This is a genomic window from Caldisericum insulae, assembly GCF_047785965.1.
GTDB lineage: Bacteria > Caldisericota > Caldisericia > Caldisericales > Caldisericaceae > Caldisericum > Caldisericum exile_A.
In genome coordinates this window covers 16,487-29,902 of the sequence record NZ_JBLOBF010000012.1, presented here as the reverse complement: position 1 = coordinate 29,902, position 13,416 = coordinate 16,487, and the positions used below count along the sequence as shown (strand labels likewise).

The window sequence follows — 13,416 nt, the reverse complement described above, 5'->3', positions numbered from 1 at the left end:
ATTTTTCTGTAAAATATAATTGGAATATTAAAAATTTGTAAAAGGAGGTATCAAAAATGAAAAGAACCGTAAGTATGTTGGTGGTTTTTGCGATGGTTCTTTCACTGACTGTGGGAATCGTTGCGCCGACTACCAAGGCAGCTGATCCTTCTTCTGTCATTCAAAGGAAGATGGATTACATCAAAAGTAAGATTCAAGCTCCACCTCCCTTTTCCAAAGAAGAATCTCTTAGGCTAAACACTGTTACAATTGACGGAGTAGAACTTCCAAAATCCCTTGTTGATTTCAAGAAGATTAAAGACGGAAATTCTGTGATTAAAGTTGCAATTGACGGCGTAAGCAAAACAGTTCTTGATTTTGCTAAAGACAACAAAATATCTATTAACACTACAAACCTTACTCCTGTTGACAAAACTAAACTTATTAATTACATTGACCTTCTCAGACAAGAGCATGTATCGATTAAAAGCAATCTTTCTAACATTCCAGTAACAGTTGAAAGAGATCTTTACATTGCTTACAATGGTGTAATTGTTGAAACACAGGTTAAATATGTTAATTACCTTATAGCAAGATTTGGAAAAGACAGAGTACATGTCGAGAAGATCTATACAACCGATCTTAATTACTCCGTGCCCTTAATTGGTGCAGGGACTGGCGGTGTTTGGACTGACCCTGGCGTTGATGGCACAAATATGGTTGTAGGTGTCGTTGATACAGGTGTTGATTACACTCACCCAGACCTTGGAGGAAGTGGTTCTGGCACAACATTCCCAACCGCCAAAATTCCAGCAGGATATGATTTTGGCGATAACGACACCGATCCAATGGACCTTAACGGCCATGGAACGCATGTTGCTGGTATTATGGCAGCCGATGGCGTGGTTAAAGGCGTTGCGCCAAAGGCAAAAATCGTAATTGCAAAGATTGTTCAAGGTGGCGAAGGTTCTGCATCATCTTTTGATATTGCAAAAGCATTTGACTATATGGCAGACCCATTGAACCTTGATAATGGACCTGAGGGAACTCACCCACCAGTTGCTGCAGTCAATATGAGCTTTGGTTCAGTTGCAGGCTTTGTTGACCCAACTGCGCCTGACCAGGCAGCAATAGAAAATTGCATTAAAGCAGGAATATTTGTTTCACTCTCTGCAGGAAATTCATACTGGTCGTATTATGGCTATGGATATTATCCATTCTTCCCCGATTTTGCAACGGTTGGTTCACCTTCTGTAACGCCATCTGCAATGTCAGTTGCAGCAAGTTATAATTCTTACGGAAGATATCCTGCTCTTACAAGAATTGCACCAACACCTTCAGTTAATTATGCATACACAGTTGGTTCTGGTTCTCCTGATCCAATTACAGTTTTAGGAGACAATAACGGGCAGGGTTATGAATATGTATACTGTGGATTAGGTGGATCTCCATCAGATTTTCCTGCTGAAGTTTCTGGAAGAATTGCTCTTATAAAAAGAGGAGGTTATACTTTCTTAACAAAAATCCAAAATGCATATAACGCAGGAGCAATTGGTGTTATTATTTTCAATAATACAAGTGGATATATTACAATGAGTACCAATGGACAACCACAAATCCCTGCGGTTTTTATAAGCCAGGATGACGGTAACGCATTACTTCCCTATGCGGTTAATGGAGGAACTGGTGGTGGTAAAGTTGGATTTAAGCCTAATACATATGCTGATGTACCTCAGGCAACCGATACAATGGTTGATTTCTCTTCATGGGGACTTCCACCAGACTTGTCATTTAAGCCAGAAATCACAGCACCTGGCGGCGGCATATGGTCAACAGTTCCACTTGCACAAGGTGGTTATGCAAACTATTCTGGTACCTCAATGGCAGCACCTCACGTTGGTGCAGTTGGTGCTCTTATAAAAGAAGCGCATCCTGACTGGACACCTCAACAAATTAAGATAACATTAATGAACACTGCAAAGATTCTTATGCAAGGAAGCTTGCCTTATTCCGTGCTTAAGCAGGGCGCAGGAAGAGTTGACGTGTACAATGCACTTCATAACAATGTACTTGTGACTGATTCTGCAAAAGGCACTCCTTATGTTGCACTTGGCGAACTTCCAAGCTACAAAACCGCACCAGTTGTTTTCACGGCAAGACTCACAAACACTGGTTCAACTAATATTACTTTTAATATTCAGACAACAGGACCGCAAACTGTAAGATCTAATCTTAATCCTATGCTTCTTAATGGCGCAACTATTACAACAACGCCATCAGGAAGTGTTACAGTTCCAGCCAATGGAACTGCTGATGTAATAGTAACGATTGATGTAAGAAATGTTCCGGATTGGAACCTTACGGGATCTTACTGGGGATGGAATTACCTTGAAGGATTTATTAAGTTTATTCCTCAAGGTGCAACCCAAGTTGGTCCTGGTGGAAATATTCCAGGTGAAGTACATATCCCTTATGTTGGCGTTCTTGGTAAGTGGAACCAATTTACCAATGAAAATGCCTGGGACTTTAATCCGCTGATTGATCTTCCTCCAGACGATCCGATGGGCGGGCTTTCATATTATCTTACTGGTGGCTATCCTGCAACCTGGCCAGAAATAAATGGGAGTTACTACGCAGGAATTGACTATTACGGAAATTTTGATAGAAATGCAATTGCATTTAATCCTGCAACAACCGATAAACTTGAAGCGGATTTCTGGGCTTTCAGGAACATTCAAAATGTGAAAATAGAAATCCGTGACCAAGAAAATAACCTTGTAAAGACAATTGATAATGTGGATTACCTGCTTAAGATGGTGCCAAGTTATGGTACTGGCTGGTATTTCTTTGGTAATGTTCCATGGCTTTGGGATGGAACTGATGCATCGAATAATCCCGTTTCAGATGGAAAGTACAAACTTGTCATCACTGCAACTGCACCAAAGATTTTCAATAAGATGTTCTATGATCCACCACAAGTAATTGAATTCCCAGTAAGTGTTGATAGAGTTGCACCAGAGGTTCACATTACATCAATTATTGATAATGGTGACGGAACATATACTGTGAATTGGGATCCTGCAACAGATGCTTTACCATCAAGTGGCATTTGGGGCTATGAGGTGGATTGGGACAGCAGTTCCCATATGCTACCTCCTGATGCAACGAGTTATACTATAACCGGGCTTGTTGCTGGCTCTCACGATATTAAAGTCTGGGTAATTGATAATGCAAACAATTTAGGAAGCGATACTAAGACTTATGCAATCCATACCATCACTCCTTCTGTGAACAATTCTGCTTGGGGAACAATTTCACCATCATCTCCAGTGCTTGCAGGCGATGGTTCTAATAAATCATTTATTGTTACGCCAAAAGCTGGTTACCACATTGCTGATATCCTTGTTGATGGTAGAAGTATATTTGTAGATGGTGGTGTACCACGTCCATCAATTGAAACTACCTCTTACACCTACACCTTCACCAATGTTACAGCAGACCACACTATTCAAGCAGTCTTTGCGCCTGGAATTCTCCAGTATGTAATCACTGCCTCAGCAGATATAGGTGGTACAATTACTCCATCTGGTGATGTTATTGTTCCACAGTTTGGCTCTCAGACCTTTATCATCACCCCTAACACTGATTACCACATCAAAGATGTCCTTGTTGATGGTGTATCAGTAGGTCCAGTTTCAACCTACACCTTCACCAATGTGGATAATAACCACACTATCCAAGCATTCTTTGAACACAACTACATCAAAATAACCTCACCTACAGGCACAGAAGTCTTCTCACCCACAGATACCATACACGTAACCTGGGAAGTAGCAGGTTTTACAGGAACTGAAGGTAAGATAAGAATCTTCTTCTATCCTGGTGGCGGAGGTCCATATAAGGGTTGGTATCTTATGGCAAAAGACATTCCTCTTGCAAATGGATCTTATGATATTAATCTCTCAGATCTTAAGGATTCAAATCTTAAGGATATAGAGGGAAATACCATCACAATCAAGGATCCTCTCCGTTTTAGAGTCCGTGTTGGTATCTATGATCCTTCAACTAATGGATGGCTTACCTGGGGTACAGATAAACAGTACTATGATGACTCAGGCCACTTCTGGGTAGTTTCTACTACACCAACATCTTACATCAAAATAACCTCACCTACAGGCACAGAAGTCTTCTCACCCACAGATACCATACACGTAACCTGGGAAGTAGCAGGTTTTACAGGAACTGAAGGTAAGATAAGAATCTTCTTCTATCCTGGTGGCGGAGGTCCATATAAGGGTTGGTATCTTATGGCAAAAGACATTCCTCTTGCAAATGGATCTTATGATATTAATCTCTCAGATCTTAAGGATTCAAATCTTAAGGATATAGAGGGAAATACCATCACAATCAAGGATCCTCTCCGTTTTAGAGTCCGTGTTGGTATCTATGATCCTTCAACTAATGGATGGCTTACCTGGGGTACAGATAAACAGTACTATGATGACTCAGGCCACTTCTGGGTAATACCTCACTAATATCCACTAAACTAACACTCTAATTCCTCTAACTGATACTTTAAGGGCTGCCTCATAAAGGCAGCCCTTTTAAATTCCAATTTGTAATTTTTCATAAAGCAATTATAATTTAGATAATATAAATGAATAGAATTCATAGGGATTCGTAGATTATTTAGCTACTGTCCTGTAATCGATATTCGTATGTTTGGCATTGCTCCTTCAGATTCTGAATAATATTATATGGAGGAAGGCTTTTATGAAAAAAGACTTGTTAAAAGAATTATTGTGTTTGCTCTCTTTAATATCTTTTTGTCTAAATTCATTTTTATAACCGGTGATATAGTACTTTCGAATGGTTATTTAAATTTTTCTCAAATAAATTCTGATTTCGTTCAGTACCAGAAAACACCTTCTGAATTTTCTTATGGTTATGTACCGATACCTTTTGACGCAAGTCATCTTCAAGGTATTGCTCACAATAACTACGTAGTAAATGAATTCCTTCCAACTTCATTTGACTGAAGAGCTCACAATGGAGTTACTCCTGTAAAAATCAAAGTAATTGCGGTACTTGTTGGATATTTGGCACAACTTCTGTGCTTGAATCGAAGGCGTTGATTAAAGAAGGGATGGTATATGATTTTCCAGAAACAAAGTGCCCTCTGCTCTAATGGGTCCTGGACCTCTTGTTTGATAATGCAACTGACCCGTGCCAGACTGGTTGAGACAGCTATCTTGCAATAGAAGCATTTATAAGAAAGGGAGCAAAGATGGAAAATTATCTTCCGTATAATACGTCACTGCTGAATTGTGCTGGAAACTGCCAATGCGACAATTGCCCTCCTGTAAAGAGATTTGATGTTGTTAGGTTGGTCACAAACTCCGTTTCGAATATTGACCTCATAAAGCAGGCAATATACAGCAATAGCCCTATAACTGGCTCTTTTTATTATAATTTGTCATATCTTTATACTGATGCTACTTCTGGTTACTTCTATGACTCCAACTCAGTAATCTCTCTGAATCATCTTATTTCAATTGTAAGCAGTGTCTCATAAAAACAACTGCTGGCACAGGGGCTTGGATTGTAAAAAAATACTGGGGAGCTTCTTGGGGCAATGGACAGTATTTTTACCTTTCATACAATTCAAGCAACTTGCAAGAGATTTTTTACCTCCTATATGAAAACTATTAGCAAGGAGATGTGCTTTATTCCTGGAATGAATCCATAATGTTAGGTTTTGTGGGGTATGGGACGCCTGGATGGCCTCGGTTTACACTGCTCAGTCTGTAAGTCAGCTTAAAAAGGTCGAGTTCTGGGTGTCCTCTGCAATCCTCGGTTGTACTTTCCAAAGGGATAATGTGTACTGTCGAAGTGAAGCTCACTACTCCTGGATATAATTATCCTATACTAGTAGAGTTTAAGATATCAAATTACGTAACCCCTACAATTCAGGCATGGGCAACCTTTACAAAAATAATGACTCTGATTCCTGAAAGGATACTTCCATTAACGGAATGAATGCTTGTTTGCTTGTTGTACTGGGTGCTTCACCGTACTTGTCGAGTTTTTCATTTGGCACAATTTATAATCAAACAGCAGGAACTCCTTTCAACATAACTATAACTGCGAAAGATCAGTATGGGTATACATATACAGGATTTAACGGAAGCGTTAGTCTATCTGTAAACAAAGGTTCAATATCGTCCAAAACTACCAAAACTTAATTAATGGAGTCCTCTCAAATTTCTATGTTACAATCCCTGATGCAAATACTGGGGTAACAATAACTGCAACAAGTTCTGGAAAGACAGGCACAAACAACTCTTTTGACATGAGCTCTGCATCTTCTCCAGCAATAATACTCCTGCAACCTAACGGTTTAGAAACCCTCGTTGCAGGTTCTGCATACAGCATTCAGTTGTCTTCGCCTAACTTATCTGATGGTGCTTTGGGAATTCTATTCTCTTCTGATAGAGGTTCCTCCTGGTCAACCGTTGCAACAGACCTTCCTCTTTCTCAAACCTTCGTATACATGGGCTGTACCAACTGGTATTAATTCGTCTAATTGCTTGATAAGAGTAGGTAACTATGATACCTTAACAAATCACTGGATTTTATATGATGATTCAAATAAAAGCTTCTCTATTACAACATTGACCTTGCAAATGGTTCCTCTGACCTTAATCTCTCAAATCAAACAATCGTAGATCCTCTCCGTTGTAGAGTCCGTGTTGGTGTCTATGATCCTTCAACTGGCTATTAGCTTACCTGGATAGATGGAACTCATATAGGTTCGTGCTATGATGAATCGGGACATTTCTGGGTAATATATCAATAGATACGTTATATTTACAAGGCTGTTTAATTGATATGATTTGTGAAGTAATTTCTAATTGGATTTGACATTTTTTATAAAGCAATTTATAATTTGAAGAATATGAAAAGAGATAAGATCTTAGAAGATTTGGTAACTTTAACACAGTCAATTGAAGGATGGTTAAGTCCTACGGAAGGGATCCTTCTTTTTAATCTTGCTAAAAGTTGTGAAGGCAAAGGATACATAGTTGAAATTGGCTCGTGGAAAGTAAGATCAACTGTGTGGCTTGGGTGGGTTCCAAATTTGGGAAAAACCTAAAGGTTTTTGCAATTGACCCTCATATCGGGAGCTCTGAGCATATTCAAAGGTTTGGTAAAATAGACACTTTCAATGAGTTCTTACAAAATATCAAAGCTCAGAAATTGGATGATATAGTTGTACCTTTGCGGTGTACTTCTTACGAAGCTTCAACAATATTAAAGGAACCAGTTGAACTCATTTTCATTGATGGAGCGCATGAGTATGATATGGTAAAGCAGGATTTTGAGTTGTGGTTTCCTAAATTGGTAGAGGGTGGTATAATGGCATTTCATGATACAGACTCATATAAGCGTGATGGACCAAGACGTGTTGTTGAGGAATTTCTTTATAAGTCTCAATTTTTTAAGGATGTTAGATTCGTTGATTCTATTAAGTATGGTAAAAAAGTAGTCAGGAATTTGCGATTGGACAGAATAAAGAACAATTACTCTTTACTATTATTGAGATTTCGTGTAGTCATTGCCGCTAAAATACATTTGCCAAAAACTTTGAGAAAAATGGGTAAGAAGTTGATTAACTTCTTACAGCTCTAAAACATCGGATGGTCTTAAGATTGAGTCTAATATAATTTTCGTAGTATTAAACTCATATTATATTATGTTTGAAATTATCTATAGATGACTTTATAAGGGTAAAATAGTTAATGAATTTCAATTAAAACCTACGAAGAGCCTTTACGTTGATATAAATATTTTCTCCAATTAACACGCCGCTCTGCCAAGTGGAATAGTTTTAATAAGGGGTAATTGTGTCAATATTAAATTACTTCTCACATAATTTGTGAACCAGTTCAAAGCTTTTTACAAAGTAGTATAGTTATCTTGCTATCTGATTGTGAACAAGTTCCAATACTGCCCTACTTTCTCCCTATTCCTTCGTATGTGAATCCAATCTTCTTTAACAGGCCTCCGTCAAGGATATTTCGTCCGTCAATAATCAAATTGCCTTTCATCAAGCTTTTAATCTTTTTCCAGTCCTCATTCAGATATTCATTCCAATCTGTCGCAATCACAATAGCATCAGTATCCTCAGCAACAAGGTATGGATCATTAGATACCAAAGTCACTTTTACTAATTCCTTTGCTTTTATCCAGGCTAAATAATCGTGCAATTTCAAAATTGCCCCTGCTCTACGTAGGTCTGAAATAATCCTAAAACTCACCGAATTTCTTAAGTCATCTGTACCGCCTTTAAAGGAAAGACCAAAAACTGCAATTTTTTTGCCATTCAAAGAGCCAAGATATTGCTTAAGCTTTCTAATTACAACTTTGTATTGTTTATCATTTAGCTTAGAAGCTGCATCAATTATATCTAAGTTTATACCAGTTTCCTTTGCATATTTAACTATGTTTTTTGCATCCTTTGGCAAGCACGAACCACCAAAACCAATCCCTGCCTTCAGAAAATCTTTTCCTATCCTTGGATCGAGCCCCAGCCCTTTTGCAATATCGTCGATATTTCCTCCTAATTTATCTGAGAGGTTTGCAATTTCATTTATAAAAGAAATTTTCACGGCAAGGAAAGAGTTGGAAGCATACTTTATAAGAATAGCACTAATTGGGTCAGTAAAGATTTTGGGGGCGTCAAAAGATGAATAAAGTTTTTTTAGAGTTTCTTTTGCAAGTTTGTCGTCAGTTCCTACAACTATTCTTGAAGGATTAAGTGTATCATCTAAGGCTTTACCTTCTCTAAGAAATTCTGGATTTACTGCAAGATGAAAATCTTTGTCAGAAAGAATGCTTTTTATGGAATTATAAACTTTTGGATTGACGGTGCTCCTTATTACAATAACCGTTTTTCCTTGTTTATTTTTCTTAATTTCCATTGCAACTTTTTCTATATCTTTTGAATTGGTATCACCATTTTTAAAAATTGGAGTCCCAACACATATAAATACGACCTCTGCATTTGCTATGGCTTCTTTGAAATTATCAAAGAAAATTACTCTTTTGTCATTAAGGGACTCTATAAGTGTTTTCTGTAATTTTGGCTCAAAGAAAGGCAATTTTCCATTTTTGAGTAATGTAATTTTTTCCTTGTTTTTATCATAAAATCTTACATTATATCCTTTGATTGCTAAAGAAATTCCCGTTGCTAAACCTACGTATCCTACACCTATTATTAGTATATTCAATTTACCCTCTTGTTGTTTTTGCAACATCCCAGTAAGGCTTTATTCTCCCTGTGATAAAGTCAAAAAATCCAAGTAGCATTGATTGCAGGAAAAGAATGTAATAATAAGGGAGGAATAAAAGCTTTATTTTTCTTTTTAAGAAATATCCTTGGACTGCAAGCGCAATAAAAAGAATATGACCATACAATACCATTTCAAAGATTAAACCACTTTTTGCAAGAATAATCGTTGATATAAAAAGTAATAAATGTTCAAAGGGAAGAAGATATCTAATAGTTCTACGTGAAAATACCGACAAAAAAAATCTAAAATCATATATGAAAGGGTTTATAAAAAGAGAAATGTTTCTAAAAAAGAAGGAGTATATTCTTCCAAACATCCTTCTCTTTCTTTTAATTTCATCTTCAGAGGTAGTACCGCTTCTTTCAAATGCAAGTGCATTTTTAACGAAAATGGTCCTTTTTCTTTGAACGCCAAGAAACAAAGGCATACACAGGTCGTGCGAATAAAGAGGTTCAATCATAATATAATCTTTTTTCTTTAATGCGTATATTCCACCATTTAACGCAGTTAAAGAATAAAATTTCGATTCCCCTTCCTTCGTCATGTTTTCAATTTTCCAATAAACTCCTTCAGAGTATGCAATCTCACTTTCATCTGTGTTAGTATAAATTAAGTGCCCACATACGCAAGAAACATCTTTATCCTGGAGCTGGGCCACAAGTTTTTTTAAAGAACTTTTCTCCCAAATTGTATTTGCATCAGAAAATGCTAAGATTTCACCACTTGCATATTTAAAAGCGGTGTTGTAGGCATTAACTTTTCCACCGCGTTTCTGTGTATTTATTAATTTTATATTCTTATATTGCTTTGCAAACTCAGAAATTATTTTGTTTGTCTTGTCGGTGGAGTTATCAGATGCAAAAATTATTTCGAGTTTATCTTTTGGGTACTCAAGATCAACAATATTCTTTATTTTATTTTCAATAACTTGTTCTTCGTTGTGTACCGCAATAATCATAGAAACATAAGGTAGATAATTATTTTGTAGATTGTTAGAAATTCTATTTTCTTTGATAAAAGAGATTAAAATAAGCAATAGTCCATAAACAACGTTGTGCCAGAGTATGAAGAAAAGAGAGGCATAAAAAATCATCCTCATCTTATTAATTCCTCGTAAAGTTTTTTAAGTTTTTCTTCTTCTTTATCCCACGTATATTTCGCAAGGACACTTTTTCTTCCGTTTTGTCCCATAAGCTCTCTTTCATCAGGATGCTTCATTAGATATTGTATCTTATTTGCTATTTCATCAAAATCGTTAGGATTTACAGTTAATCCGCACCTGTTCTCCTCAACAAATTTTGTCCAACGTGGAAAATTTGTTCCAAGAAAGGGAATTCCAGCAAGCATATATTCAAAGAACTTTGTGGGCAGTTTTTTCTCGTAATGAGTTGAATAAGGTATAAGAACTAATCCCAAATCCATGTACTGGTAAAAAGAGTCAATTAACTCTCTCTTTACGTATTCTTTTCCACCAACTATTTCTACTTTGTCTTTAAGATTGTTCTTTAAAATGAAATCTTTTACTTTATCCTCAAGTGTTTCTGGGTTGAATTTGCCAATAATGTAAATCTTGAAATCTGAAGTTTTTTCATTTAGTTTAAGAGCAACTTTCAGTATATTCCATATTCCTCTGTTTTCACTTACAGTACCACTGTAAACTATCGAAAAAGTATTCTTAGATAATTTTAAAGGTTCGGGTTTTTCGTAGGTAAGAGGATAATTTAGTATTTCTATTAACCTTTTGTTAGTCCCTTTAAAACTATCTTGGTAGTAATCTTCTGCAAGTACTACCGCATCGAACATTTTTGCAACGTGTTTTTCAAGATAATTAAATAGTTTAGCTAACAAATTTTTAAAGATATTTCCCTTAATCCAGTTTTTTTCTTTTATTGATGTGAAATAATCTTCATGTACGTCGTAGATTACCTTTGCTCTTGTAAACTTCTCTAAAAGGACTGCCCATGGAATAAACTCTGGGTCATGAAAGTGGTAAATATGAGACTTTAAGGAAAGTGCTTTTCTAAAAGCGATGAAATCTCCCAAGGTCATTCGTAAAAATCTATTTTTAAATCGAGGTATTGAAACAACCTTTACTTTATCTATTTCAAAATTCTCTTCTGATGGTGCGATTAAATAAACTTCTCTAAAATATTTTGCCAAGCTTTTACATTCCTTATATAGGATTCTTGTATCAAAGGCGCTATGTAATGTAGTTATGTGTGCTATTCTTGAGTCTTTCATTTGTTAAACTCCATAATACAATTATATTTTTAATTTTTAGAAATGTATCAACTAATTTATAATATAATGCGATTTTAAATTTTTGTGGAGGTAAAAATGCAAGAAAACGAAGCCAGTTTAAAGAGTTTCATCCTTACGCTTCTTAAGTATAAGTATTTTATAGTTGGGTTAACGGTTTTTGCGATATTTGTTTCGGGTGTTTTAAACTTTTTTGTTCTTAAACCTGTTTACTCTGGTTGTGCAACTGTCTATCTTGCTAAAATAAATGGCAATTTACTTCTCAAGACAAAAGATGTTCAAAATCAAATTAAAAGCGATGTTTTTATCCAACAAATTGCGCAGGATTTAGGAGTAGATTACAAATTAGTAAAAAATTCGTTATCTGTAAATGCTAATCAAGATTCTGAGTTAATAGTTGTAACCTTTGAATCCGAAGATAAAACTTTAATTAAAAAATTTTTTGACTATTTTCTTGCAGAACTTAATAGTTTTAATAAGCAAGCTTACGAAACTCAGTTAAATGCTTTGGATATTCAAAAACAGACACTGTTAAGTGAGTTTAGGTCTTTAGATAAACAAGCATCCGATATGCTTGAACAATTAAAATCTCTTGAGCAGAAAAGGACAAGTAATGCAGAGTATATGCTTGGATATTCACTACTGAGATCAGTTTATGATTCAATAGGGACGAAAAAAGTTGATCTTTTGAAACAAATTGCACAATTAGACTTTGTAATAAAGAGTTCAAATTTGTTCGCTTATCAATCAGCACCACTTATACTTGATTTACCTGTTAAGCCACATAAGGTCTTCAATATTGTAATTACTGGTTTGGTGGCTTTTTTACTTACCATAGTTTTTGCTTTATTGTTTGAATATTGGAATACAAATACATAAGGAGTTAATTTGGGGTTTTTATGGAAAACTTAGGGCTTGTATCAGTAATAATGCCGGTTTTTAATTCAGAAAAGTATCTAAAAGGAGCAATTGAATCAGTTTTAAATCAAACATATCCTTATTTTGAACTCATTGTGGTTAATGATGGATCCACCGATAGAAGTGAAGAGATAATTAAATCATTTAAAGATGAAAGAATTGTTTATATCAAGCATGAAAAAAATCTTGGAGTTGCGGAAGCAAGAAATACTGCCCTTAACGTTGCAAAGGGCAAGTGGGGAGCAGTTATTGACGCAGATGATGTTTGGCTTAAGGAAAGATTAGAGAAACTTATCCCAATATTAGTTGAAGGTAGTGAACGTTTTTTTGTTGAGGACCATCATATACTTTGTTTTGATTCTCCCAATGGTTTAAAACAATGGGGCAGTCAATTAGAATTATTTAACAATATCAGATTATATGAAAACATAACTGAATTTGATCTTATAACCTTTTTACAAGGTGGATCTCCGCTTTTACATCCAATTTTCCCTCTTTCTGCAGTAATAGAAAAAGGAATAATGCAAATTCAAAGCTTTGTTCCTGGAGAAGATCTATGTTTCTACTTCGAACTTTTTTATCTGGCTTAAAACTGAAGGTTATAAAAGAGTCTTACTATCTTTATAGGATTACACTGGATTCTCTGACTTCAAAGAAGCTGATAGATAGTATTCCTTTAATTGTTGATTACTTAAATAAAAAGTACAGAATATCACAAACAGAAAAAAAGTTATTTGATAAGTTGTTTATAAATTCTCGTAAAAACTATATTTATAATACATTTACATACTATCTTAAAAATAAGGATTTTAAAGATGCTATCGGTTGGAATAAAGAATCCGACGGTTTTTTGAAGTTAATAGTAAAATTGCCATATTCTTTAAGAATCGTATAAAAGCTAAAT

The 13,416-nt window shown here is 35.7% G+C and carries 13 protein-coding genes; 9 read left to right on the top strand and 4 right to left on the bottom strand.

The window, feature by feature from the left end; all coding sequences use genetic code 11:
• Nucleotides 1–56: 56 nt before the first annotated feature.
• The 4 genes from ACMV0E_RS07015 (at nucleotide 57) to ACMV0E_RS07000 (ending at nucleotide 6,224) form a co-directional block, all read left to right on the top strand.
• Nucleotides 57–4,514, top strand: a complete 4,458-nt coding sequence (locus ACMV0E_RS07015) for a S8 family serine peptidase (protein WP_416085673.1) — start codon at nucleotides 57–59, stop codon at nucleotides 4,512–4,514.
• A gap of 222 nt (nucleotides 4,515–4,736) precedes the next feature.
• Nucleotides 4,737–5,018, top strand: coding sequence for a hypothetical protein (locus ACMV0E_RS07010; protein ID WP_416085672.1), 282 nt, complete (start codon nucleotides 4,737–4,739; stop codon nucleotides 5,016–5,018).
• Nucleotides 5,015–5,167: a C1 family peptidase gene (locus ACMV0E_RS07005; RefSeq protein WP_416085675.1), complete on the top strand. Its 153-nt coding sequence runs from the start codon at nucleotides 5,015–5,017 to the stop codon at nucleotides 5,165–5,167. The genes ACMV0E_RS07010 and ACMV0E_RS07005 overlap by 4 nt, the downstream gene beginning before the upstream one ends.
• Nucleotides 5,168–6,014: 847 nt before the next feature.
• Entirely contained in the window at nucleotides 6,015–6,224 is a 210-nt protein-coding gene (locus ACMV0E_RS07000; RefSeq protein ID WP_416085671.1) for a hypothetical protein, read from the top strand.
• A 22-nt stretch (nucleotides 6,225–6,246) separates the two neighbouring features.
• On the opposite strand, the gene ACMV0E_RS06995 is transcribed toward ACMV0E_RS07000, so the two are convergent.
• On the bottom strand, nucleotides 6,247–6,414 hold the full coding sequence (locus ACMV0E_RS06995) for a hypothetical protein (RefSeq protein ID WP_416085670.1): 168 nt from the start codon (nucleotides 6,412–6,414) through the stop codon (nucleotides 6,247–6,249).
• A gap of 523 nt (nucleotides 6,415–6,937) precedes the next feature.
• Here ACMV0E_RS06995 and ACMV0E_RS06990 point away from each other — a divergent pair.
• Together ACMV0E_RS06990 and ACMV0E_RS06985 are read left to right on the top strand one after the other, a co-directional pair.
• Nucleotides 6,938–7,135, top strand: a complete 198-nt coding sequence (locus ACMV0E_RS06990) for a hypothetical protein (protein ID WP_416085669.1) — start codon at nucleotides 6,938–6,940, stop codon at nucleotides 7,133–7,135.
• The gene (locus ACMV0E_RS06985) at nucleotides 7,099–7,671 is read left to right on the top strand and encodes a class I SAM-dependent methyltransferase (protein ID WP_416085668.1); all 573 of its coding nucleotides are present in this window, start codon (nucleotides 7,099–7,101) and stop codon (nucleotides 7,669–7,671) included. The genes ACMV0E_RS06990 and ACMV0E_RS06985 overlap by 37 nt, the downstream gene beginning before the upstream one ends.
• A gap of 323 nt (nucleotides 7,672–7,994) precedes the next feature.
• Here ACMV0E_RS06985 and ACMV0E_RS06980 read toward each other — a convergent pair whose 3' ends face one another.
• Genes ACMV0E_RS06980 through ACMV0E_RS06970 form a run of 3 tightly spaced genes read right to left on the bottom strand, consistent with a single transcriptional unit; the run spans nucleotide 7,995 to nucleotide 11,576 of the window.
• Nucleotides 7,995–9,272, bottom strand: a complete 1,278-nt coding sequence (locus ACMV0E_RS06980) for a UDP-glucose dehydrogenase family protein (RefSeq protein WP_416085667.1) — start codon at nucleotides 9,270–9,272, stop codon at nucleotides 7,995–7,997.
• A gap of 1 nt (nucleotide 9,273) precedes the next feature.
• Entirely contained in the window at nucleotides 9,274–10,434 is a 1,161-nt protein-coding gene (locus ACMV0E_RS06975) for a glycosyltransferase (RefSeq protein WP_416085666.1), read from the bottom strand.
• The gene (locus ACMV0E_RS06970) at nucleotides 10,431–11,576 is read right to left on the bottom strand and encodes a glycosyltransferase family 4 protein (protein WP_416085665.1); all 1,146 of its coding nucleotides are present in this window, start codon (nucleotides 11,574–11,576) and stop codon (nucleotides 10,431–10,433) included. The genes ACMV0E_RS06975 and ACMV0E_RS06970 overlap by 4 nt, the downstream gene beginning before the upstream one ends.
• A gap of 96 nt (nucleotides 11,577–11,672) precedes the next feature.
• Between ACMV0E_RS06970 and ACMV0E_RS06965 the strand changes: the two genes are divergently transcribed.
• The 3 genes from ACMV0E_RS06965 to ACMV0E_RS06955 are packed head-to-tail and all read left to right on the top strand — an operon-like array spanning nucleotide 11,673 to nucleotide 13,407.
• Nucleotides 11,673–12,473 carry a GumC domain-containing protein gene (locus ACMV0E_RS06965; RefSeq protein ID WP_416085664.1) on the top strand — a complete coding sequence of 267 codons (801 nt, stop codon included), beginning with the start codon at nucleotides 11,673–11,675 and terminating at the stop codon, nucleotides 12,471–12,473.
• Nucleotides 12,474–12,493: 20 nt separating this feature from the next.
• Complete coding sequence (locus ACMV0E_RS06960) at nucleotides 12,494–13,102, top strand: glycosyltransferase family 2 protein (protein WP_416085663.1); 609 nt, start codon at nucleotides 12,494–12,496, stop codon at nucleotides 13,100–13,102.
• Entirely contained in the window at nucleotides 13,069–13,407 is a 339-nt protein-coding gene (locus ACMV0E_RS06955; RefSeq protein ID WP_416085662.1) for a hypothetical protein, read from the top strand. The genes ACMV0E_RS06960 and ACMV0E_RS06955 overlap by 34 nt, the downstream gene beginning before the upstream one ends.
• Nucleotides 13,408–13,416: the final 9 nt, after the last annotated feature.